Source organism: Paenibacillus sp. SJS-P3, from assembly GCF_056711585.1.
Genome location: NZ_CM160043.1, coordinates 4,629,570 through 4,652,467, shown reverse-complemented (window position 1 = coordinate 4,652,467; position 22,898 = coordinate 4,629,570). Strand labels below are relative to the sequence as shown.

Genomic DNA, 22,898 nt, shown 5'->3' with positions numbered 1-22,898 from the left:
GCTGTGGCAGCAGCTTGTCTGCCTAGTATCCCGGGAGAGCAGGAGGATCATTCGGAGAGGACGGGCAGGCTGATGCGGACGACAGTTCCTTTGCCGACGCGGCTGCGGATGACGAATATGCCTTTGTGATTGCTGACGATGCGCTGGCTGACCATGAGCCCGAGTCCGTTGCCGCCTTCCTTGCTGGTGAAGAACGGCTCGCCCAGGCGAAGCAGGTCTTCCTCGGAAATGCCGCTTCCCTGGTCCTCGACCGTGACGACGGCAAATCCGGCATCATCCCGATGCAAGCCGATCTTCAGCACGCCGCCCGTCGCCGCCATGGACTCGATGCCGTTTTTGATGACGTTGACGAATACCTGCTTCATCTGGTTCGGCTCGCATAGGATCGGGGCGATGCCGCTATCCAGATCGAGCTCGATGGCGACTCCGGACAGATTGGCTTCCGGCTCCAGGAGGAGCGCCATATCCTCCAGCATCGGCGCGATGCGCTGCCTATGGTAATGATTGGCCTGTGGCTTGGACAGCACAAGAAACTCGCTCACGATGAAGTTGATCCGGTCCAGCTCCGAGAGCATGATCGACAGGAAGTACGGACTCAGCTCCTTGCCCTCCATCTGCATTTGCACGAAGCCTCGCAGCGTCGTCAGCGGATTGCGGATCTCGTGGGCGACGCCGGCTGCCAGCTGTCCGACGACGGAGAGCTTCTCCGTCCGCCGCAGCAGCTCTTCGGTATGCTTGCGGTTCGTCACGTTGCGGGAAATGCAGGATACCGCGACGATCGACCCGTCATGGTCTCGAATCGGCGAGGCCGTCGTGCTCACGTCGATGCGGGCTCCGAATTTGGTCTCGAGCGTGGTCTCCGCGTCGATATAGGCGACCCCGTTCAGCACGCTGTTGATCATTTGGCGGATTTCCTCCTCGTTTCTGGGCGGGAAAGAGGCTGGCGAGTCCGGATCCATGAGTTCCTGCTCCGACCACCCGAGCATCGTCTCGAAGGCGCGGTTCGCGCTCATGAGCCGCCCGTCGAGACCGTACGTATGGATGGCGTCCTTCGTATGGCTGACGAGCGATTCCAGATGCTCCTTCGTGTGGCGGAGCTCTTCCGCCGACTCCTTCAGACGGCTCGTATAAGCGCTCATATTGGACGCCATGAGGTTGACGCTTTGAGCCAGCTCGCCGATCTCGTCGTTGCTGCTGAGGCAGATCGGCTTGTTGAAGTCTCCCTTGGCCACCGCGTTCACCCTTTGAATGACGAGCTTCAGCTTCCGCAAGGCGACCCCGGAGATCAGGTAGCTGGCCGATATGGCGACGATCAGCAGCGTGATCGATATGGCGAGCAGCAGGAAGAACTGCTTGTTCTGCGACTCGCCGTACAAGGAGGTGTCCAGGGAAACGATGACGACGTAGCTGCGGATCGAGTCGACGTTGAAGGGGATGTATCCTCGCAGCAGCTTTTTGCCCAGCAGCTCGGTCTTGTTGTACACCGGCTGGCCTGTCCGGCTGGCCTTCTCCATCAAGGCATAGTCGTTCTCCCTATCGACGTAGCGGTAGGCTCCGAATTCCATGGCGTTGTCCGGAAATCCTTGCCGCAGCTCGGAAGGCTCGCCGCTGTCCGAACGGGGCACCAGATCCGCATTGATGCCTGTAATCTCGACCAGGCCCGGAAAATCACGGATCATATCGTCGATATTGCTGTGGTCCTGGATCGGAGTCAGCTTGTCGACCATCGGCTGCACGTTGTAGGAAACCCGCACGACGTAGTCGGAGGTTCCGTCGTAATAGAAGCTCAGCTTGGATTTGTAGCCGCTCTCGGAGTAGAACAGCGAATCGCACCAGTAATTCTGGAGGCTCGTTCCCCGTTCGGTGTATGCATATCCGTGGCTGATCAGATCGCTGACGACCTTGCCGTTGAGGCTTCCGGAGCCGATCGCCTTGCCTGTCAGGTCGGAATCGGATGAGGCCGCGATCGTAATCTTGCCGTCGTATCCGCGCTGGACGAGCGACAGGGAATCCAGGTTGAGCTTGCCCGCGCTCTCCAGCAGGCTGGCTTCGGCGACGTCGGCAAGTCGGGGCCCAAGCAGGCCGATCGCGGCAATGGATGCGACACGCATCCGCTCCGAGACGGTTGCATCGATGTAATAAGCCGTCCGCAGCGTCGGCGACATGGAGAAGCGGATCTGATCGGCGGCCGTACGGATCTGCTGCTCGACCGCTCTTTCCTGCTGCCCGGTCGAATACAGGGAGAAAACGAGCAGGTTCAATGCCAGGATCAGGACAACGACTGACGAAATGAGGGCGGATAGCTTCAGTTTGATCGACATGTCCTGCTTTTTCTCTCCTCACATAGCCAAGATGACCTTCAGGACCGGGTGCTGACAGACGATAGGGGCCATCACGCTTCCTCTCGCGTACGTCCGGAGTCGATGCCGGACCAGAACAGATCCATCATCTGATCGGCCAGCTCGTCGATGGAGCCGTACATCCCTTGCGCCGCTTCCCGATTGCCGATCATCAGCAGGGCGGTATAGAGATGAGCCATCAAGAGAGGGTTGCCCTTCTTCACTTCTCCAGAATCCAGAGCTTTGCGGAAATGGACGGCAAGCAGCTGGTGGAGATGGTCCTCGGCTTCGCGGATCTCATTTTTCTGCTCCGCCGTCAGCCAGTGAGAGGCTTCCCGCATCAGCGTTTCGAATTCGGCATGCTGGCTTCGGGCCAGCCGGACCTGAGCGATGCGGAGCAGCCTCTCCCGCAAGGTTCCGCCGCTCTCCAGCAGCCTTTCTGTTCCAGCTTTGGCCTTGCGCAGCATATCGGTGACGGAGGCGGTGAACAGGACAGGCTTGCTCGTAAAATGATAATAGACCGACGCTTTGGTGACGCCGCATTGCTCGGCGATCTGGTTCAGCGATACGGCCTCGTAGCCTTGCTCCATGAACAGGACGGAAGCGGCCTGCAGCACGAGGTCCCGGACGGGAGTTCCGCGGTCTTCCGCCTTTGGCCGGCCCGGCGCGCGGCGCGTTCCTTCTTTATCGGAATCACATTGGGGAAATTTTGACAAAAGAAGCTCTCCTTCTATGTAAAATCGGAATCCGTTGAAAATTAACCCTACGGTATATATAATGGGGACAGGATTTTCCGTTGGATGTTAACTTGCCTGCCCGAGCATGCGTTTCGCGTCGGACTAGCTTATTTTATCATGATTTCGTGCTCGGGGGTCATACCGGTGACGGAATGCGGAAACGAAAGGATGAGGGTTATGAACCGATGGATGGGAGCCATCGCCGGCCGGCGGAGCAAGTGGGTTACGCTGGCCGCATGGATCGTGATGGCCGCCCTGCTCAGCATGCTGCTTCCGGGAGTAAGGGCCGAGGTGGATGAGAACGCGCCTAACTTCGGCGAACAGGTCGCTTCCGTCCAAGCGGAGGAGGTGCTCAGCCGGGAGTTAGCATCGAATGACGGGACGCCGGCTCTGATTGTATGGCATCGGGATGGGGGACTCGGGGACGGGGATCTCGAGCTGATCCGGCAAGCATCAGCAGACGTGACGGCGCGGCCCGTTGCTCATCAGCAGGCTGCTGTGCCGCTCGACAAGCTGCCGGAGCCTGCCTTGAAAGCGCAGCTGTCGAAGGACGGCAGCACGCTCGTCTGGGCGGTGACGTTCAAGCCGGAGGCCGGCACGCCTGAGCTCAAGGAAGGCACGCAGGAGCTGCGGGAGCGGATCAACGCCCTGGCCGGAGGCGAGGATGTATTCGCGGCATCATACTCGGCTGCGGACTCCCCGGCGCCGAGCGCCAGGCTGACCGGGCCTGCAGGCATCGCGGTCGATGCGACCGCCTTGTTCAGCAGCGCCGATGTCTCTCTGCTGATCGCGACGGTGCTGCTGGTGCTCGTTTTCCTGCTGGTCATCTACCGTTCCCCCGTGCTGGCTCTCATCCCTCTGCTGGCTGTCGGCTTCGCCTACGGAGTGACGGGGCCGATCCTCGGGTATATGGCCTCGCAAGGCTGGATCGATGTCGACTCGCAAGCCGTCTCCATCATGACGGTGCTGCTGTTCGGCGCAGGGACGGACTACTGCCTGTTCCTGATCAGCCGTTACCGCCATCTGCTGACGGAGGAGGAGAGCAAGCCGGCCGCGCTGCGCAGGGCCGTATCCGACTCGGGCGGGGCAATCGCGATGAGCGGCCTGACGGTCGTCATCGCGCTGCTGACGCTGCTGCTTGCCCGGTTCGGCGGCGTGCACCGGTTCGCCGTGCCGTTCAGCCTTTCGATTCTCGTCATGGCGCTGGCCAGCCTGACGCTTGTCCCCGCGCTGCTCGCGATTCTCGGCCGGGGCTCCTTCTGGCCGTTCGTGCCGCGTACGCCGGCGATGGCGGCGGAACGGGCAGCCCGCCGCGGCAAGCCCGCGCCCGCTCCGCGCAGCAGCCGGCGATCCGGCTTCACCGGCCGGCTCGTCGTCCGGCATCCGTGGAAAGTAGCCGGAGTCTCCCTGCTGCTGCTCGGTTCCCTGGCGGCCGTCAGCTCGCAGGTGAAGTTCACGTACGACATCCTTTCTTCCTTCCCGTCGGATATGGAGTCCAGGGAAGGCTTCCGTCTCATCGGAGAACAGTTCTCCGAAGGAAAGCTGGCTCCTGTGACCATCATCGCGGACACGGAAGGGCGAGGGGACATGGACGGCTTCCCGAATGAACTCAAGAGCCAGCCTTACGTGGCTTCGGTGTCCCAGCCGCAGCAGGGAGCTGTCAATCCGAACATCCGGGCGTGGACGGTGGAGCTGAGCCTGAATCCGTATTCCCTCGAGGCGATGGACCGGATTCCGGAGATGCGGAGGCTGGCCGAAGGAGCGCTCGCCGGCGCAGGAGCCGCCGATCCGGCAGGCCATGTATGGATTGCCGGCCAAACTGCGGTCCAATATGATACCCGGGCGACGCAAGACTCGGACACGAAGCTGATCATCCCTGTCGTCATCGGCCTCATCGCGCTGCTGCTGCTCGTTTACCTGCGTTCGGCGACCGCGATGCTGTATCTGATCGGAACCGTCATTCTCAGCTACTTCTCCGCCCTCGGCCTCGGGTGGCTCGTCCTGCAGGCGATCGGAATCGACGCCATTCAGGGCGCAATTCCGCTCTACGCCTTTGTGTTCCTGGTCGCGCTGGGCGAGGATTACAACATCTTCATGGTGTCGGGCATCTGGAAAAAGAGGCGGCATATGCCGCTCCGCCAAGCCATATCCGAGGGCGTCAACGAAAGCGGGCCGGTCATCACGTCAGCCGGCCTCATCCTGGCGGGCACGTTCGCCGTGCTGGCAACGCTGCCGATCCAAGTGCTCCTCCAGTTCGGCTTGATCACCGCGCTGGGCGTCCTGCTCGATACGTTCATCGTGCGTCCGTTCCTCGTTCCTGCACTGACAGCGCTATTGGGGCGCTGGGCGTTCTGGCCTTCGGGCTTGCACCGGATTGCTGCGGAGCAGGTTCCGGAAGCCGGAGCGGCCGAAGCTAGGCAGCAGGAGTAGCCGAAGGCGAGGCTTAAGGCATGGGAGCCGAAGCAGGCAGGGGTAGAGACCGGGAGCGCTCTGGCAGTCCTCCGAACCGGCTGGGCCGGCCATGGCGGCCATTTCCTTGAGCAGGGAAATGCCGCAGAGGGCGATCCATGTGACCTTTGGCGTCGCTCTTTTTACCGGTTTTGTTCAGACACAGATGCATGCCGCCCACAAGACAAAAGACCTCTTGCCAGCAAGTATCGGACATAGGATCCGTTATTTTCCTGCAAAGAGGTCTTTTGCTTATTTATCGGACATAGGATCCGCTATTTCGGCCATTTATCGCCTTATGGAGCGAATTTCGAGCAAATAACGGATCTGATGTCCGATAAATCCGAGAATTGGCTAAATTCGAGCAAATAACGGATCTGATGTCCGATAGCTTCGAGAGTGGGCGATATTGGATCGAATACTGGATTCTATGTCCGATATATCAATGTTCGGCCATTTTGGACATTAGCCGGGCCTCTAAGTGCAGCCTGAGCTCGGCGCGGCCAATATGGGTATTGAACATCGATTTGTCAGCCTGGAGGCAGAATGTCAAATCGGACTAGTCGGACGTTCAACGTGCGCCAAGTTAGTTGGTGGATCTAAGAGCATTAGTTAGTTGGACATCTATGTGTACCCAGTTAGTTGAACATTCATGAGCATCCAGTTCGTCGGAAGTCCTACGTGCGCCTAGTTAGTTGGTGGATCTATGAGCATCCAGTTCGTCGGACGCTCATCATGCGCCTAGGTAGTAAGGGACCACGGGTCCCACGGATCATGATAGTGATGACCGTTGACACTAGCCGGGAGTCGTATAACAGCTACGTCTTAGCGAGGATACTGTGTTGTTGAGATAAAAATTGGACCCGCGGTCAGAAAGGGAGGCATAGAAGCCCGCCACGCCCGCGCTCACGACCGACCATGTCGAACTCGCGGCCATCTCTACCGGTCAATCCATTTCATAGATGGAGCCGGACTTGCTGGCGAACAGCTCGGCGTACACCTTTTCGGCGTAAGCGTCCGTCATGCCCGATATATAATCGGCCACAAAACGCGGCCAGCTCCATTTGCCCGAGTGGCGCTCATAGTTCTCAAGCCAGTCGGGAGGTATGATCAAGCGGCCCATGTCGGGATGGACAAAGCTTTCCCATAACCGCTGGATCATGATTTCGCTGCGCAGCTGCAGCCGCTGGACGCGGAAGTCCTTGACGAGCGTTACCCAGGCGAGCTTCTTCAGGATCTCCATCGTGCGGAGCAGGTCTAGATCCTGCGCGCCGTCGCGGACGAAGGTGACGCGCTTCCAGCCTCCATCGTCGATGATGCCGATCCGGCCTGCGAAAGTGCTTACCCATCTGGCCTTGATCTCCCTGCGCGTGCGCGAGGACTCGCGGCCGGTAGACTGGTAGATTTCTTCCCATTGGGTCAGGAAATCGTCCAGCACCCGGCGAACCATGACGGGGATGTCCACTTCATCCCAGCGAAAGCCCCGATTCCCTTCGTCATGGGCGATCTCCTGAACGAGATGCTCATGGAGCCGGTCATTTTCGAAGAAGGTCCGGTTCATGCCGATTTTGCCTGCGCGGATGCCGTCCTCGATATCATGGGTGGAGTAGGCGATATCGTCGCACAGATCCATCAGCTGCGTCTCAAGCGTCGTCTCGCCTGTCGGCATGTCCCACTTGCGGCGCAGCTCGGAAATGATTTCCCATTCCGGGGCGTACACTCCCTTGAGGCGGCCGGGCTCATCGAGGCAGAAAGGGTATTTGTTGACGGCAAGCAGCACCGCGGCGGTCAGGTCGAGCCCGCTGCCGCTGCCGGCGCGTTTCTCCAGGAACATGAGAATGCGGAAGTTCTGGGCATTGCCTTCATATTTCATGCCGTACTGCTCCTGCAGCAGGCGGTTGAGCACTTCTTCTCCCCGATGGCCGAAAGGGGGGTGCCCCAGATCATGGGCCAGGGCCGCGCATTCCACGACAGCGGGACTGACAACGAGTCCGGGATGCTCTCCCCGTTCGACGAAGGGGTAATGCTTGGCCAGCCGGCGCGCGGCTTCGCGGGCAATCTGGGACACCTCCAGGGAATGGGTAAGGCGTGTCCGGTAGTAGTCCCCGGAGCCGGCGCCGAATACCTGCGATTTCCCTTGCAGACGGCGAAACGCCGGGGACTGGATAAGGCGGGCGTAGTCACGCTCGTATTCTTCTCTTTCTTCGCTGAAGGTGACCGGGGCCGGTTCGTCCAGCCTCATATGCCTGATATCCATGCTCATGCTCCCCCTTGGCTGCCATGTCCAGCGGGATTCGGCGTTTGCCGGATCCCGCTTGCTGATTGCGGTATTGCGAAAATTGTAGCATAGCGGAAGCGGAGGAAGGTAGGGGCATCAGGGCATGCTTGCTCCTACCATGGAGGCAGCGTATCCATGGCGGCCCGGATAATGGAGCAGGAGCGCTCGAAGCGCTCCTGCTCCTGGGCGCTGAGCCGGAGCTCCAGCACTTCCTGGATGCCGCTCCGCCCGAGTATGGCCGGTACGCCGATGCCGATATCCCGCTGCCCGTATTCGCCGTCTAGCACGGCCGATACCGCCATGATGCGGTGGTCGTTATTGAGCACGGAGCGGGCGATCGAGGTGAGGGCCGCGGCAATGCCGTAATGCGTGGAGCCCTTGCCATGCAGGATTTCCCATCCCGCATTGCGCGTGCGCAGGGCGATTTCCTCCATGTCCATATGGCCGAAGCGTCCGGGGTGCTGGCCGATGATATCGGCCAGCGGCTTGCCGCCGACCGTGACATGCGACCATACCGGGAACTGTGACTCGCCGTGCTCCCCCATGATGTATCCCTGCACGCTGCGAGGGTCGACCGGCAGGTCCTCGGAGAGCAGCGTCTTGAGCCTGGCCGTATCGATGGACGTGCCGCTGCCGATGATCCGCTCCCGCGGCAGGCCGGACAGCTTCCAGACGATATAGGTGACGATGTCGACCGGATTGGTGGCAGCGATGAAGATGCCGTCGAAGCCGCTCCGCATGATTTTGCCGATGATATCCGCATGCAGCTCATAGGCCGATTCAAGCAGGTCGAGACGGGTTCCGCCCGGAATCGGATTGCCCCCTGCGCACAGAAGGATGATATCCATATCGCCGCATTGCTCGCAGGTGCCGTCATACACCTTGGTCCGCGAGTGGCTGAAGTCCACGCAATGGGACAGATCGAGCGCCTGGGCCCGCGTTCGCTTCGGATTTCGGCCGATCAGCATGATTTCGTCGCACACCGACTGATTCACCATCGCGTATGCGCAGCTCGCCCCTACATGGCCCACTCCGACAATGGCTGCTTTCCTGAGCTTGTTGACCATACCCGCCGCTCCTCCCGCTTGCCTGAACGATAACCATAACCGCTATGAATCACAATATGATGGATACCCGGCTTCTGTGTCAATGATATGTTAGAAAAAATAACACGAAAAAGCGGCGAGTCTCTTTTCTGGAAATGAGCCTTCGCTTTAGGGCTGCGAGGCGCCGCTTCCTTTCAACATATATTTTGCCCTAACCGAGACGATTCCATTTTGACGAAAGTCCGGACCGGATTGGCTGGATCGCCGAGAAGAAGGCGGGTCAGCCTGCCTGTCTGATCAGTTGAGATAGTCCTGCTATCCTTGCAAGAAAAAAATCAGGTATAGAAAAACAACCAAACGGCTGTACGGGCGTTTATTTAGAAAGGAGCGGGCTTTTTCCCGAACCTGTTGACGGTATGCAGCCTGTCAGATCGTTCGAGCAGGATGCCGAAGGGGAGAGAGATGCATAGTGGGGTTTTTATACGGGCTGATGTTTGTCGGGTCGATCTTTTTGATCATGTTCGCTTTCGGCAAAAGCCGGCATAAAGGGATGGCCGCTTTATCGATTTCTTATCATTTGCTTTTATTCAACGCGGTCTATGCCGCCGGGTCGGGCTCAAGCACGTATTTGTTCCTATTCCACCTTTCGAGCGAGCAGCAGCGTGACCACATCTTCCAGTTCTCGCTTGCCGCCGGGCTGCTCTTATTCGCCATTCATGCCTTGTGCAAAAGTCTCGAAGAGAGCTGAAGCAAGCCTATTGCCACGCTATAAACAAGCCTTTAAGCACGCCTTTAAGCAAGTCTATAGACAAGCCTGTAAACAAGCCTGTAAACAAGCCTGCAAGCGTTAAGCACGCCTATAAGCCCCGGCTGCAAGCAAGCCGATCAGCATGGCAAAGAGCCCGCGAACTAAGAGCGGGCTCTTTAATATGGCTGCGTTCATGGAACAGCTGCAGGCCGCGCTCTGGACGAGGCCTATTTCCGCGCTTTTTGGTCGATGATGCGGCGAAGGAGAGGCAGGGGGTCGGCCGGAGCGGCGTCGGCCATCCGCCTGCGGTAATCCGCTTTTTGCTCTTCCAAGACGGACAGATGCTCCAGCAAGGATGCGGCCGTCAGCTTCTCCTCCTGCAGCACTCGGCATAGGCCCGCCTGCTCGAAGGACGCGGCGTTGCGCAGCTGGTCCCCGCGGCTCTGGGCGAGCGTCAGCGGAACCAGAAGCATCGGCTTCTGCAGCGCCAGCAGCTCGAAGATCGCGTTGGAGCCGGCGCGGGAGAGGACGAGATCCGCCATCGCCAGCACATCCGGAAGCTCCTCCGACAAATACTCGAATGCCCGGTAGCCCACGCCGTCGTTCACAGGATTTCCCTCAGGCAGCTGTCCTTTGCCGCATAGGTGCACCACCTGGTACTGCTTCAGCAGCTGCGGCAATGCCTCCCGGACGGCTTCGTTGATGCGCCTGGAGCCCAGGCTGCCGCCCATGACGAGCAGCACCGGCTTGGCGGTGGAGAAGCCGCACAGCCGCCTGCCCCGGGCGGCATCGCCCTGCAGCAGCTCCGGCCGGACGAGAGCTCCGGCCTGCAGGATCTCCGGGCCTTTGCGGATATAGGCCGCCGTCTCCGGGAAGGTCGTGCAGACCGCCGAGGCGAACGGCATCGCGATCCGGTTCGCCAGCCCCGGGGTGACATCAGATTCGTGGATGATGACGGGAATTCGGTTCAGCTTGGCGCCGATGACGACGGGTACGGAGACGAATCCGCCCTTGGAGAAGACGATGTCCGGGCGCAGCTTGCGCAGCAGCGCGGCGGCCTGGGCGAGGCCTTTGACGACCCGGAAGGCATCCGTCATGTTCTTCATGTCGATGTAGCGGCGCAGCTTGCCGGTGGATACGGCATGATAGGCGACGCCGTCCAGCGGCTCGATCAGCTCCCGCTCGATTCCGGATGCGGATCCGATATAGTCGATCTTCCAGCCGTCGGCGAGCAGGCCGGGGATAAGCGCGAGATTGACGCTGACATGGCCGGTAGAGCCGCCTCCGGTGAGAACGATCTTCTTGCTGGAGAGTGCCGTCCGGAGCGGTTCCGAACGCTTTTCCGGCCCAGAGATGGCTGTGTCCGCCGTTGGTTTCGTAGAGGTACGGGCATCGTTGTCAATAATGATCTTCATAAGAAATCCTTATGCCGGCGTTCCGCGCCGAAGAACGCGGACGCCGTCCGGACCGGCTACATAGACCGAATCCGCCATGCCGACGAAAAGGCCGGTCTCGACGACGCCGAGCAGGCTTTTCAGCTTGCCGTCCAGGGCGCCCGGATCCGTGATGTCGCCGAAGTCGCAATCCAGAATGTAGTTGCCGTTGTCCGTCAGGACGGGCTCGCCGCCGCGTTCCCGGCGCACGGCCGAGCAGCCGGCACCCTCGACACGCTTCCAGGTGGACTTCCAGCCGTAGGGCATGATCTCCACGGGCAGCCGGAAAGGTCCGAGCTCCGGTACGATCTTCGACTCGTCGGCGACGATGACGAGCCTTTTGGAGGCAGCCGCCACCATCTTCTCGCGGAAATGGGCTCCGCCCCCGCCCTTGATGAGATCGAGCGTTCCGTTCACCTCGTCGGCGCCGTCGATCGTCAGGTCGAGCGGCTCGAGCTCGGACAACTCGCCGAGCGGAATGCCGAGCTCGCGGGCGAGCTTGTCCGTCGCTTCGGAGGTCGGCACGCCGACGATCTCCAAGCCCTCGTCCTTGACGCGGCGTCCGAGCTCCATAATCGCGTAGTAGACGGTCGAGCCCGTGCCGAGCCCGACCTTCATGCCGCTGTTTACTTCCCCGGCCGCTTTTTCCCCGGCTGCCTGCTTGTGGTTCATGATCCTGCCTCCCATGGCTGGATGCCGCCGCTGCGGCATCGTTTTCATATTCGCTGGCTTAAAGGTGCCATCCACCGCATTCCCAGATACGGCGTCGACCTGTTCGGCGCCGTCATTCGCCGCCCCGGCAAGGGCAGCAGGGGAGATGCTTGTGCTCTTCTCCGCACAATAGACCGTATGCCCGGCGTTGTCAATGAAAGGCGGCCCTTGCATGGAGATCGCCCTAATCTATGGAAAAAGGATGCGGAAAGTCTGGTATACTGAAGCTGACAAGCAAAGCGATTTCATAGATGGGCAGGTGCTGAGTTGCATTATTTTCAACAAGCCTACTCCGTATTTTATATTCTCAACCTCATTCTGGCCGTCACCGTCATCTTCCTCGAGCGGCGCAATATCGCGGCCACATGGGCTTGGCTGATGATTCTCTATTTCCTGCCGGGTGTCGGATTCGTCCTGTATCTGCTTCTCGGACAGAACCTGAGCCGCCGCAAAATCTACAAGTTCAAGCTGAGCCAGCTGAAAGCGGCCCGCCAGAGGCTCAAGACGCAGCAGCGGATCGTCGAGAACGGGCTTTATTCGTTCAATGACCCGCTCATGACCTATTACCAGGACATGATCTACATGAATCTGATGTCCAGCGATTCGCTGTACACGCAGGACAACGAGGTCGAGGTATTCACGGACGGGGAGACCAAATTCGATGCCCTGCTGCGGGACTTGGAAGCGGCGCAGGAGCATATCCATCTGATGTATTACATCATCCGGGCCGACAAGCTCGGCAAGCGCATCCTGCACACGCTGATCCGCAAGGCGGAGCAAGGGGTGGAGGTAAGGCTGATCTACGACGATATCGGGAGCATCCGCCTCAACAAGAAGTACCTCCGCATGCTCGTGAAGGCCGGAGGGCAGGTCGGAGCGTTTTTCCCGTCCCGCATCTTCTTCATCAATCCGAGGCTGAACTACCGCAACCACCGGAAGATTGTCGTCATCGACGGCAAAATCGGCTACATCGGCGGCTTCAACATCGGCGACGAGTATGTCGGCAAGGTGAAGAAATTCGGCTTCTGGCGGGATACCCATCTGCGCCTGGAAGGCAGCGTCGTCGCCCAGCTGCAAGGCCGGTTCCTGCTGGACTGGAGCCTCGCTTCCTCCAAGCCTTTCATGACCGACGCCCGCTACTATCCGGCCCCGGCATCGGGGGGCTCCGTCGGCATGCAGATCGTCTCCAGCGGCCCGGACTCGGAGTGGCAGCATATCAAGAACGGCTACATCAAGATGATCAACGCGGCGAAGATATCGGTCATGCTCCAGACTCCGTATTTCGTCCCGGACGACAGCCTGCTCAACGCCCTCAAGATGGCCGCGATATCCGGCGTGGACGTCAAGGTCATGCTGCCGAACAAGCCGGACCACTTCTTCGTCTACTGGGCGTCGCATTCCTACTTCGGTGAGCTGCTGTCCGCCGGGGTGAAATGCTATCAGTACGGCAACGGCTTCCTGCATGCCAAAACCCTTGTCGTAGACGGCAATATCGCTTCAGTCGGGACGGCCAACATCGATATCCGCAGCTTCAAGCTCAACTTCGAGGTCAACGCCTTCATCTATGATTCCGCGACGGCGCAGCGGCTTCAGCGCATTTTCCAGGACGATCTGCTGCACTGCAAGGAGCTCTCCTTGGAAGACTATGATTCCCGCTCCGCCTGGCACAAATTCAAGGAGTCGGTCAGCCGGCTGCTCTCTCCTATTTTGTAGAAACTGGATCCTCTGAAAAAGCCATCCAGCCGAGTATGGTATAATAGAGGTCGTTGGCCCGCCGCTCCGACCCTATCCATACCCAAGGAGAGTGATGACTGATGTCCGTTGACGCTGCGCAAGCGAGCAGAGCCATCCTCGATGGCGAGAGCTTTTTGGCGGAGGAAATAGTAAAGCTTCAGTACGAGAGGCAGCCCGGTCTGGCGGAGCGCTTCGGCCGGATCGGCCAAGAGAAGACGCTTGAGGACACCCGCTACAGCCTGAAGTATCTGGTCGAAAGCGTGAGCCTCCAAAGTCCGCTGCTGTTCTCCAGCTATATGACCTGGCTTCGGGTGCTGCTGATTCAATACAAGGTTTCCACGGAGGACCTGTACATCAATATTCTTTGTCTTCAAAACGTTCTGGGCAAGCATCTGGAAGAACGCGACTACAAGCACGTCACTCCCTATATAGAGGCGGCTCTGAGGCAGCTGGACACCGATGCTGAGCTGACGGTCTCCCATCTGGACAGCAGCGCGGCGGCCGACGAGGCGCGGGCTTACTTGTCCATGCTTTTGCAAGGAGACCGGAGCGGAGCCAGCCGCCTCATCATGGGCCTTGTCGACGGCGGAATGCCGCTGCAGACGATCTACCTGGAGATTTTCCAGAAATCGCAATACGAGATCGGGAGGCTATGGCAGCTCGGCCGGCTGACGGTTGCGCAGGAGCATTACTGCAGCGCCGCCACCCAGCTGATCATGTCGCAATTGTTTCCCTATCTGTTCAACCATACCCGCAAGGGCAAGAAGCTGGTCGGGGCCTGTGTCGGCGGAGAGCTGCACGAGATCGGACTGCGCATGGTGACGGATATCTTCGAGCTGAACGGATGGGATACGTACTACGTCGGCGCCAACATGCCCAGAGGGCCTCTGATCCGCTCTCTCAAGGAGTACGGAGCCGATGTGCTGGCCATCTCCTGCACGATGACTTATCACGTCGGGCTGGTCAAAGAACTGATCGCCGAGGTGCGGCTCGATCCGGAATGCGACCGGATCCGAATCATAGTCGGAGGATTTCCATTCAATATCGACCCTGAATTATGGGAGAAAGTAGGCGCGGACGGACATGGACGCGACGCGGAGGAATCCGTGCGCAAGGCAGGCGAGCTGACGAAACGATGAAGGCGGTGAATTCATGGAAAGCATCAAAGCAGCTCCGAGAACGGACCAGAAGGTCATCTCCCTTCTCTGCAGCCGCACAGGGCGAATTTCTACCATCATCAGAGACGACTATGGCGTTTCCGCTCGCTTGAGCGGGGGCGGTCATGTGTTTTCCGTAATGGACGAAATGAACGCTCTCAAATTTCACGACTTTCTGAACCGGCTTGAACAGGAAAAGGCGATTTTCAATTGGGAATTGAACCTGACCCTGGAAGACAGGCCGGTTCTTTTTTATTTCAACGGGGGCGTTTTCGACGACCATCTGCTCGTCGTCGGCTCCACGTACAACCCGGGCTATTCGTTTTTTTACGACGAGCTGATGAAGATCAACAACCAGCAGATGGTGACGCTTCGCGACACGATCAAGAAGCTCTCCAATCAGATCGTGGAGAAGATGGAGCAGGAGATGAGAACGTTCGACGAGTTCTCCGCCCTGAACAATGAGCTCGTCTCCCTGCAGCGGCAGCTGGCCAAGACGAACATCGAGCTCAAGCTGGCCAAGGAGAACGCCGAGAACGCCGACCGCTCGAAGAGCGTGTTCCTGGCTACGATGAGCCATGAGATCCGCTCTCCGATGAACGGGATCATCGCCATGAGCGAGCTGCTTTCCCAGTCGGACCTCTCCGATCAGCAGCGGGAGTCGGTATCCATCATCATGGACTCCGGCCAGCTGCTGCTCACGATCATCAACGACATCCTGGATCTGTCCAAGATCGAGGCGGGAGAAATGAAGCTCGATGCGGCGCCGTTCGACCTGCGTGCCTCGCTGGAGCATACGATGAAGCTGCTGCAATCCAGAGCCCAGCTGCAAAAGGACTCCCTGCGTTGTTATATCGATCCGCGCATCCATACGCCTGTCGTCGGAGACGCCGGCCGCTTCCGGCAGGTGTTGATCAATCTGGTCGGCAATGCCGTCAAGTTCACCCAGGACGGGGAAATCGAAGTGCGTTTCTACCTGCTTTCCCGCAGCGGCGGGCGCCAGAAGATCCGCATCGAGATCCGGGATACCGGAATCGGCATTTCGGAGGAGAATGCCAAGAGATTGTTCACGCCCTTCTACCAAATCGACAACTCCTTGACGAACAAGTTCTCCAGCACGGGCCTCGGCCTATCGATCTCGAAGCATCTCGTTGAAATGATGGGAGGCCAGATCGGGGTCGACAGCCGTCTGGGCGAAGGCTCGGAGTTCTGGATCGAGGTCGAGCTCCAGCAGCAGGAGCAGCAGCGCGGCTCTGCGGAGTCGGCGGGACGGCCGACAGCCGTCGACGGGCTTGCCGGCAAGGACGCCGCGACCGTGATCCTGCTGGCGGAGGACAATCCGGTCAATCAGCATGTGACGATGCTGCAGCTGCGCAAGCTCGGCTTCAGCAACGTCATTGCGGCAGGCAACGGCGAGGAAGCGGTGGAGCTGTGGAAGAAGCATGAGCCGCGCCTCATTCTCATGGACAACCAGATGCCGCTGCTGGACGGCTTCCAGGCGGCAGGCCGAATCCGCAAGCTCGAAGCCCGCGAGGAGATGGAGGCAGTGCCGATCATCGCGCTCACGGCGAACGCCATGATCGGCGACCGCGACCGCTCGATCAGCGCAGGAATGAACGATTACCTGGCCAAGCCGGTGACGCTGGAGAAGCTGGCGGGCATTCTGCTCCGCTGGCTGCCCGACGCCATGGGACATCGAGAGCTCGCCGCGCCGAACGCGGAGCCGGACGAACCGAAGCTCGTCAGCATGGAGACTCTGGCCGACATCGCTCCTCTTCCATGGAGCGGCGACGATGTCGGCCTGCTGCTGGAGCTCGTGCTTCTGTTCGAGCAGGACACCCCCGCCAAGGTCGGGCAGCTGAGGCGCGCTGCCGCTGAAGAAGATCATGGGCAGGTGGAGCTCCTGTCCCACCATATCAAATCCGCTTCGCTGAGCATCGGCTTTAGCGCGCTTGCCCGCCTTGCAGGCGATCTGGAGCAGAAGGCGAGGTATTCCGCCGGCAGTTACGGACATGAGGCGGAGCGCCTTGAAGGGCTGCTGGAGGCTTCGTGCCGGGAGATCCGCCAGCTGCTCGAAGCCTGATTTTCCGCCCGGACCCGATTCCGCCTCCTCCTCATCGGGTAAGAAGGGACGAAGAAGACATCCTAATTCCCGTCCGGCCGATACGGACCCGGGCAGAAAAATTGGAGGCGAGCGACGTGACGATAAGATATGCGGGAGTATTTCGCGATGACGATCATGCTCTTCGGGCGATAGAGGAGCTCCAGGCGACCGGCTTCAAGCGGGACGAGCTGTCGGTGCTGACCCAGGACAAGGAACGCTACGAGGGCATGATGGACGAATCGGGAACGATGGCTCCAGAAGGCATTGCTGCCGGCGTGACGACGGGAGGGCTGGCGGGTGGGGCGGTCGGCCTGCTCGCGGGCCTAGGAGCGCTGGCGATTCCGGGCATCGGGCCGCTGCTTGCTGCCGGACCGATCGTCGCCGCGATCAGCGGCGCTGCCGTCGGAGCGAGCACGCTCGGCATCGCGGGCGGACTGGTCGGGATGGGATTCCCGGAGAACGAAGCGGAGCGGTTCCAGAACGAAGTGAAGGACGGTCGCATTCTCGTGCTGGCGGAAGCCGACCGGCATGATGCAAGAGATATCCTCGGCATCATGGAGCGCGCCGGAGCGATCCGCACACATAAGCTTGATTCCTCCGGCAACGATCCGGGACGGCCGGGCGCGGGAGATGTCACGATCGTCTAGATCCACTATTTTTCAAGCGGAGGTGCATGATGATGCCATGGGCTAAAAACGATTATCCGCCGTCGATGAAAAATCTCGACAAGCGGGTGCGGGACAAAGCGGTGGAGATCGCCAACGCGCTGCTGAAGGATGGATACGAGGAGGGCCGTGCGATTGCCATCGCCACTTCTCAGGCGGAGAAATGGGCGGAGGAGCATCCCGGCGGCGGAGGCGGACATGAGGGAAATGCCGAGGACCATGACGGCGGGAAGAAGGATTCGGATGCGAAAGGCGGTTCCGGACAGCGCGGCAGCGGAACCGGAGGCTCCATCCAGCATGTCGTTCCTCATGACGGGGAATGGATGGTGAAGGACGCCGGAGCGGACAAAGGCGACAGCTATTCCACCAAGGCCGAGGCGGTGGAGGCCGCCAGGAAGTCGGCTTCCGACCGCGGCGGCAGCGCCATCGTCCATCGGGCCGACGGAACGGTGGAGACATCCCATAATTACTCCTGAGATCGTGGGACTATAGATCATCCCGCTGAAGCTGATTGAATGCAAATCCCCCTTTGCGGACCTAGCGCTGAAGCTGATTGAAATGCCAATCCCCCTTTGCGGACCTAGCGGTCCGCAAAGGGGGATTTTGTTAATTCTGCAGGGTGACGCTGTCGTCCCCGTAGCTTGCTTTGGCATGGAGGATTTCCGTGAAGAAGGCCAGCGGCACCGTCATCCGGCCTTTGCTGTCGTAGGCTGGAGCGGCTCCGAGCGCGACCGGGGCCATCTTGTTGTACGTATAGGAGTCGCTGCCGATCGTAACAGCCGTCCATTGGCTGCCTTTGCTAAGCTCGAGCGTCGAGGTGCGCGCATCCCATTTCAGCTTATAGCCGAGCTCTTCTGCCGCATCCCTTACCGGCACGATCGCGACCCCGTCCTTATTGGGGACGGCCTGGACGCCGCTCAAAGCCTTGCTTCCGATGATGACCTGCAGAGGTTTGGAATCGGCTCCATGGACGGGAAGAGGGATCTTGAACTCCGGATTGCCGCTCGCGCGCGGAGCGATCTCTCCTTGCTGGAAGACGACGTAGGCGTCCTGGGCTTTCACGTAGAACACGCTGTCCGCTGTCACGCCTCTAAAGCCGTCATCTCCGGCAAAGTAATTCTCTTTGTCCTTGGAGATCGCAGCCTGAACGGCTGCCCCGACCTCGCTCTCGTAATGATTGCCGAACAATGCCGCCAGCGTCACGGGCGAAGCTTGGGAGGCATTGCGGAATGTCGACGCGCTTATATGCGTATCCCTGTTCGCTCCGCCTTCGTAGGTGTACGTGGTCATTTTAATGGAGACAATTCCCCCGGCAGCTGGAGAACCATCCGAGGCGACTTCGAAGGTCGTCTTGATCTCGGAAGGGATGAAGCTCGTTGGGCTCGCTTTTTTGCGCTCTGCTGCAGCCTTTTTCAGCGAATCCAGCTCATTGGAGGCGGCCTGCTCCATTTTCGCATTCCATTCGTCCTGGAACTTGGCATCGAGCAGCCCGCTTAGGACGGGAATATCGATGTCGGCTTTGTACAAATCGTCCTCCGTACGGATGGGCTTGGCATCTATTTTGACGGAGACGGCAGGGGTCGGATTGGATGAGGCCGGAAGCGGGATCGCGAACACGGGAATTCCGGCCGCATAAGGAGCGATTTCGTAAGGCTGGAAGACGATCTGCACGCTGCCGTCCTTGATGTAGAAGGGCTGATCCGCCGCCACGCCGGTGAAGGCATCCTTGAAATAACCATCCGCGTTCCGGGCGATCTGCCGCTTGATCTCCGCGTTGATCGCCGCCGGGTAAGAGTCTCCGAACAGCGTCTTCAAGGTAACGGCTGAAGCGGAGCCGGCGTTCTTGACGTTGTAGGTGTCGATCCTGGAAATGCCGTGCGCTCCTCCCGTATAGATGTACGTATTCAGTTTGAGGGAAAGAAGGGGGCTGTCCGTACTCGTTCCGGATAGTCCAGCGGAATATTGCAGCTTGATTTCATAAGGATGGAACTCATTGCCGGCTTTTTTCGCTGCGGCCAGGCCGGAGGCGGACTGCTTCTTCACGGCATCCAGGTCTGCCATTGCCGCGCGCTCCATCTTATCATTGAGCGATTTCTGGTAGGAGGCATCCTTGAGCCCGGAGACGACGGGAATGAACAGAACGGCTTTCAAAGCCGATGTCGACTGAACGATTTTTTTGGCCGTGACGGAGACGCTTGCCGCTTTTTCCTGCGCTGAAGCAGGCAGGGAGGCATACGCAGCCGGACCAGAGGAGGCAGGAGCTTGTCCAGGCGCTGGAGCCGATAATGCAGCTGCATACGCGGAAGGCAAGGAGGCCGTGCTGAGCAAGGCCGCGCCGGTCAAGCCGAGGAATAGCGCTTGGATTCGTTTTTTCGATTCGTTGCGATTCGTCATGATGTTTCCTCCATCTATAGCCTCTGGCAGCAGAGGTCCGATTTCATTCTGTATACTAGACCGTTCTGACGACGTGAAGGTTACAAACGGGTAACGTTCTCTTCACATTCCATGGCGAAGCGTGGAATTCCTTCTCGAATGGGGCAAAAGGGAATCAAATGCTGGAGGGATCTGTCGAACCATCGTTGAGAGAAAAGTCCCGACAAGTCATGATCCAATGAGGACAAGCCGTCGTCGCTTCGCTGCTCGAAGTCCAGGTTGAGCATCCGGGCCAGCGGGTAATATAAGCATGCGTTCAACTGACCGACAGCAAAGGAGAGGATTATGATGGCGAAAATCGCATTCCTGCTTGGACCGCAATTCGAGGACAGCGAGATGAAAGCACCGTATGACGCTATCCGCGCGGATGGTCACGAGACGGTGATAATCGGCCTCAAGGCCGGCGAGAAGCTTGTGGGCAAGCAGAAAAAAGCGGAGTATACGACGGATCTGGGCATTCAAGACGCCGATGCTTCCGACTACCAGGCCGTTGTGATTCCAGGAGGATCTTCCCCGGAAGCTCTTCGCAACGATCACGATATTCAAGTCTTCGTGCAGAAGTTCGATGAGGAAGGCAAGACAATCGCCGCGATCTGCCATGGACCTCAGATCCTGATCAGCGCGGGTCTGGCCAAAGGGCGCACGCTGACCTGCTACCCGCCGCTGCGTGATGATTTAGCCAATGCAGGCGCTCATTACGTGGACCAAGAGGTTGTCGTGGACCGTAACTTCATTTCTTCCCGAACGCCGAAGGACGAGCCTGCCTTCATCCGGGAAACGCTGGAGCAGATTAAAAAAGGATTGCCCCAGGCATCCCGATAATGGATGGAAATGGCGCACAGGAATGATGCGGAAACGCATGGTTTCCGGCATCCAACGCCATGCCGCCGATTGCGCAGTTTGAACTGCTCAGCCGGCGGTTTTTTGGCGAGTTCGCGAATTTGCGTTCACATCCGAATTCAAGTAGGATGAAGAAAGCGGCTTCGTCCATAGTATGGAAAGCCCCGCCGGCAACTAGCTGGCATCTTCTCCTTGGGAGTGTCGATCCCCGATGAACCTGAATATCCAACCATCGCCGCTATGGTCGCTGCTGATTCCGCTGATCGGCGGACTCGCCGTTATCGCCCTGCGGGTGCGTTCTACCCGCAAGCCGACGACCATGCGCAAAATATTGATTCCACCGCTAGGCATGTCCACTGGCTTCCTCATGTTCATCGTGCCGCAGACTCATATTCCGTGGCTGTGGGGGTTGGCTGCCTTCGCGTCAGGAGCGCTGTTTTTCGCAGTGCCGCTGATCACCACCTCCAAGATGGAGTTTGTCGGAGATGACGTCTATCTTCGCCGCTCGAAAGCCTTTTTCTTCATTATTCTGATTTTGCTCGCCATCCGTCTGGTCCTTCATGATTTCGTGGAGCAGTATGTGACGGTCATGCAGACGGCGTCCTTGTTCTTCCTGCTGGCATTCGGCATGCTGGTGCCATGGCGGCTTGCGATGGCCTCGAAGTTCAGACGGCTGCAGCGAAGCCGAGCTTCCTCGCTTCAGTCCTGAAGCAGGATCAATCGAGCCTTCCGCATAAGGCGGCTTCTGCGCATCTCTCCCTCGCCGGGTTTCCGGCGGGGGAGTTTTGTTCCTGCGCGTGTTCAGGGGATGATTCATCTCGCAATTGTAGGCTGCTCCTTCTATACCGTAACGGCGCTGCTTGTTCAGTAAGCATAAATCGGATGTACGCCTCCACTCATTTAAAACCAAGGCGGGTCTACATGGGGAAGAGATGCGGTCGTGATCGTTTGACAGAGCGAGTGGGGATATGTTAAGTTAGTATTATCCAATTTAATTGTATACAATATAATTGAACGGAAGGAGTAGATCCCTTGCTGGATTCCCACCATGACCAGACCGCGTTGCCCGACGAGCAGGGCGATCATTCGCTTCTCCAATTGGATAATCAGCTTTGTTTTGCGCTATACGCCTGCTCCAAAGAAGTGACCCGGCTGTACCGTCCTCTCCTGCAAGAACTCGGCCTCACGTATACGCAGTATGTCACGCTGTTGGCTCTATGGGAAAGGGACGGGGAACCTGTCAAATCGCTGGGAAGCCGGTTGTACCTGGACTCCGGCACACTGACTCCGCTGCTCAAGAAGCTCGAATCGATGGGTCTGGTGAACCGGGTGCGCGATCGAGCCGACGAGCGGATGCTGCGGGTAAATCTGACAGAGGCAGGACAAGCCATGCGGTCAAGGGCCGGCAGCATTCCGCGGAAGCTATGCGAGGTCACAGGCATGGAGCTTCGCGATCTTGAAGCGCTCAGGCTGCAGCTTCAGCAGCTGAACGCCGTTATCCAACACCATTATGAGGAGGATTCGGAACATGGCGAAGATTGACAACTACACGCTTGAGACGATCAAAGGGGAGACGAGTGAGCTTTCCGACTACACGGGCAAGGTGCTCCTGATCGTAAACACGGCCAGCAAATGCGGCCTTACGCCGCAATATGAAGGGCTTCAGGCTTTATATAACGAGTACAAGGATCAAGGCTTGGAAATTCTCGGCTTCCCGAGCAACCAATTCGCGGGCCAGGAACCAGGCAGCAGCGAAGAAATCGATAGCTTCTGCCAGCTGAACTACGGCGTCAGCTTCCCGCTGTTTGCGAAGACTGACGTCAATGGCGACGCTGCGCATCCGCTGTTCAAGCAGCTCATCTCCGACGCGCCATTCCAAGGTTTCGACGCGTCCCCGAGCGGCCAGAAGTTTCAGGGAATGTTCCAGCCGGAACAGCTCGAAAGCAACGACGTGAAATGGAACTTCACCAAGTTCCTGGTAGCCAGGGATGGATCGATCGTAAAGCGCTTCGAGCCGAATGTGCTTCCACAAGATATCGCGGCGGACATCGAGAAGCTTCTCTAGAGGCTGGCTGGGGCAGAGCTCTTCAGTCCAGATATGGCTGCAATTGTAACAAGCCTACGCTCCACTCATAAGCTGACAGAACGATGCAGCAGGACTGCGCCGGGCTGTCGGCTTTTCTTGCAAGCTCCCCCTTATATTCAAGCCGTATTTTGTGTAGAAT

18 protein-coding genes are annotated in these 22,898 nt (G+C 58.9%); 11 read left to right on the top strand and 7 right to left on the bottom strand.

Annotated features, from left to right (window positions below; all coding sequences use genetic code 11):
- Positions 1–47: 47 nt before the first annotated feature.
- Both AC06G8_RS21235 and AC06G8_RS21230 read right to left on the bottom strand, forming a co-directional pair.
- Positions 48–2,321: an ATP-binding protein gene (locus AC06G8_RS21235; RefSeq protein ID WP_480283857.1), complete on the bottom strand. Its 2,274-nt coding sequence runs from the start codon at positions 2,319–2,321 to the stop codon at positions 48–50.
- Positions 2,322–2,392: 71 nt separating this feature from the next.
- Positions 2,393–3,055, bottom strand: a complete 663-nt coding sequence (locus AC06G8_RS21230) for a TetR/AcrR family transcriptional regulator (RefSeq protein WP_480283856.1) — start codon at positions 3,053–3,055, stop codon at positions 2,393–2,395.
- 189 nt (positions 3,056–3,244) lie between these two features.
- Between AC06G8_RS21230 and AC06G8_RS21225 the strand changes: the two genes are divergently transcribed.
- On the top strand, positions 3,245–5,506 hold the full coding sequence (locus AC06G8_RS21225; protein WP_480283855.1) for an MMPL family transporter: 2,262 nt from the start codon (positions 3,245–3,247) through the stop codon (positions 5,504–5,506).
- Between the two features lie 964 nt (positions 5,507–6,470).
- Here the strand turns inward: AC06G8_RS21225 and AC06G8_RS21220 are convergent.
- Together AC06G8_RS21220 and AC06G8_RS21215 are read right to left on the bottom strand one after the other, a co-directional pair.
- Complete coding sequence (locus AC06G8_RS21220) at positions 6,471–7,781, bottom strand: deoxyguanosinetriphosphate triphosphohydrolase family protein (protein ID WP_480283854.1); 1,311 nt, start codon at positions 7,779–7,781, stop codon at positions 6,471–6,473.
- Between the two features lie 134 nt (positions 7,782–7,915).
- Positions 7,916–8,869, bottom strand: a complete 954-nt coding sequence (locus tag AC06G8_RS21215) for an L-lactate dehydrogenase (RefSeq protein WP_480283853.1) — start codon at positions 8,867–8,869, stop codon at positions 7,916–7,918.
- A 448-nt stretch (positions 8,870–9,317) separates the two neighbouring features.
- Between AC06G8_RS21215 and AC06G8_RS21210 the strand changes: the two genes are divergently transcribed.
- Entirely contained in the window at positions 9,318–9,596 is a 279-nt protein-coding gene (locus tag AC06G8_RS21210; RefSeq protein ID WP_480283852.1) for a hypothetical protein, read from the top strand.
- A 227-nt stretch (positions 9,597–9,823) separates the two neighbouring features.
- On the opposite strand, the gene AC06G8_RS21205 is transcribed toward AC06G8_RS21210, so the two are convergent.
- The gene (locus tag AC06G8_RS21205) at positions 9,824–11,011 is read right to left on the bottom strand and encodes an undecaprenyldiphospho-muramoylpentapeptide beta-N-acetylglucosaminyltransferase (protein WP_480283851.1); all 1,188 of its coding nucleotides are present in this window, start codon (positions 11,009–11,011) and stop codon (positions 9,824–9,826) included.
- Between the two features lie 9 nt (positions 11,012–11,020).
- Positions 11,021–11,701, bottom strand: a complete 681-nt coding sequence (rpiA, locus tag AC06G8_RS21200; RefSeq protein WP_480283850.1) for a ribose 5-phosphate isomerase A — start codon at positions 11,699–11,701, stop codon at positions 11,021–11,023.
- Positions 11,702–12,007: 306 nt separating this feature from the next.
- Between rpiA and cls the strand changes: the two genes are divergently transcribed.
- From cls to AC06G8_RS21175, 5 genes are all read left to right on the top strand, one after another.
- Positions 12,008–13,453, top strand: a complete 1,446-nt coding sequence (gene cls / locus AC06G8_RS21195; RefSeq protein WP_447663076.1) for a cardiolipin synthase — start codon at positions 12,008–12,010, stop codon at positions 13,451–13,453.
- A 101-nt stretch (positions 13,454–13,554) separates the two neighbouring features.
- The gene (locus AC06G8_RS21190; protein WP_480283849.1) at positions 13,555–14,613 is read left to right on the top strand and encodes a cobalamin B12-binding domain-containing protein; all 1,059 of its coding nucleotides are present in this window, start codon (positions 13,555–13,557) and stop codon (positions 14,611–14,613) included.
- Positions 14,614–14,626: 13 nt separating this feature from the next.
- The gene (locus AC06G8_RS21185) at positions 14,627–16,714 is read left to right on the top strand and encodes an ATP-binding protein (RefSeq protein WP_447663073.1); all 2,088 of its coding nucleotides are present in this window, start codon (positions 14,627–14,629) and stop codon (positions 16,712–16,714) included.
- Positions 16,715–16,830: 116 nt separating this feature from the next.
- Positions 16,831–17,382, top strand: a complete 552-nt coding sequence (locus AC06G8_RS21180) for a general stress protein (protein ID WP_447663072.1) — start codon at positions 16,831–16,833, stop codon at positions 17,380–17,382.
- A gap of 32 nt (positions 17,383–17,414) precedes the next feature.
- A complete protein-coding gene (locus AC06G8_RS21175; protein ID WP_480283848.1) occupies positions 17,415–17,876 on the top strand; it encodes a DUF2188 domain-containing protein in 462 nt (153 codons plus the stop codon).
- Positions 17,877–18,006: 130 nt separating this feature from the next.
- On the opposite strand, the gene AC06G8_RS21170 is transcribed toward AC06G8_RS21175, so the two are convergent.
- Positions 18,007–19,794, bottom strand: coding sequence for a PdaC/SigV domain-containing protein (locus tag AC06G8_RS21170; protein ID WP_480283847.1), 1,788 nt, complete (start codon positions 19,792–19,794; stop codon positions 18,007–18,009).
- A gap of 327 nt (positions 19,795–20,121) precedes the next feature.
- Between AC06G8_RS21170 and AC06G8_RS21165 the strand changes: the two genes are divergently transcribed.
- The 4 genes from AC06G8_RS21165 (at position 20,122) to AC06G8_RS21150 (ending at position 22,738) form a co-directional block, all read left to right on the top strand.
- Positions 20,122–20,655, top strand: coding sequence for a type 1 glutamine amidotransferase domain-containing protein (locus AC06G8_RS21165; protein WP_480285483.1), 534 nt, complete (start codon positions 20,122–20,124; stop codon positions 20,653–20,655).
- 229 nt (positions 20,656–20,884) lie between these two features.
- A complete protein-coding gene (locus tag AC06G8_RS21160; protein WP_480283846.1) occupies positions 20,885–21,382 on the top strand; it encodes a CcdC family protein in 498 nt (165 codons plus the stop codon).
- 323 nt (positions 21,383–21,705) lie between these two features.
- The gene (locus AC06G8_RS21155; RefSeq protein WP_447663064.1) at positions 21,706–22,215 is read left to right on the top strand and encodes a MarR family winged helix-turn-helix transcriptional regulator; all 510 of its coding nucleotides are present in this window, start codon (positions 21,706–21,708) and stop codon (positions 22,213–22,215) included.
- Entirely contained in the window at positions 22,202–22,738 is a 537-nt protein-coding gene (locus AC06G8_RS21150; RefSeq protein WP_480283845.1) for a glutathione peroxidase, read from the top strand. The genes AC06G8_RS21155 and AC06G8_RS21150 overlap by 14 nt, the downstream gene beginning before the upstream one ends.
- The last annotated feature ends 160 nt before the right edge of the window (positions 22,739–22,898 follow it).

Bases quoted from the DNA above. Each gene is read 5' to 3' on its own strand.
- AC06G8_RS21235 (WP_480283857.1), bottom strand. From the start codon at position 2,321: ATGTCGATCAAACTGAAGCTATCCGCCCTCATTTCGTCAGTCGTTGTC.
- AC06G8_RS21225 (WP_480283855.1), top strand. From the start codon at position 3,245: ATGAGGGTTATGAACCGATGGATGGGAGCCATCGCCGGCCGGCGGAGC.
- AC06G8_RS21220 (WP_480283854.1), bottom strand. From the start codon at position 7,781: ATGGATATCAGGCATATGAGGCTGGACGAACCGGCCCCGGTCACCTTC.
- AC06G8_RS21215 (WP_480283853.1), bottom strand. From the start codon at position 8,869: ATGGTCAACAAGCTCAGGAAAGCAGCCATTGTCGGAGTGGGCCATGTA.
- AC06G8_RS21205 (WP_480283851.1), bottom strand. From the start codon at position 11,011: ATGAAGATCATTATTGACAACGATGCCCGTACCTCTACGAAACCAACG.
- rpiA (WP_480283850.1), bottom strand. From the start codon at position 11,701: ATGAACCACAAGCAGGCAGCCGGGGAAAAAGCGGCCGGGGAAGTAAAC.
- AC06G8_RS21190 (WP_480283849.1), top strand. From the start codon at position 13,555: ATGTCCGTTGACGCTGCGCAAGCGAGCAGAGCCATCCTCGATGGCGAG.
- AC06G8_RS21185 (WP_447663073.1), top strand. From the start codon at position 14,627: ATGGAAAGCATCAAAGCAGCTCCGAGAACGGACCAGAAGGTCATCTCC.
- AC06G8_RS21175 (WP_480283848.1), top strand. From the start codon at position 17,415: ATGCCATGGGCTAAAAACGATTATCCGCCGTCGATGAAAAATCTCGAC.
- AC06G8_RS21170 (WP_480283847.1), bottom strand. From the start codon at position 19,794: ATGACGAATCGCAACGAATCGAAAAAACGAATCCAAGCGCTATTCCTC.
- AC06G8_RS21165 (WP_480285483.1), top strand. From the start codon at position 20,122: ATGGCGAAAATCGCATTCCTGCTTGGACCGCAATTCGAGGACAGCGAG.
- AC06G8_RS21160 (WP_480283846.1), top strand. From the start codon at position 20,885: ATGAACCTGAATATCCAACCATCGCCGCTATGGTCGCTGCTGATTCCG.
- AC06G8_RS21150 (WP_480283845.1), top strand. From the start codon at position 22,202: ATGGCGAAGATTGACAACTACACGCTTGAGACGATCAAAGGGGAGACG.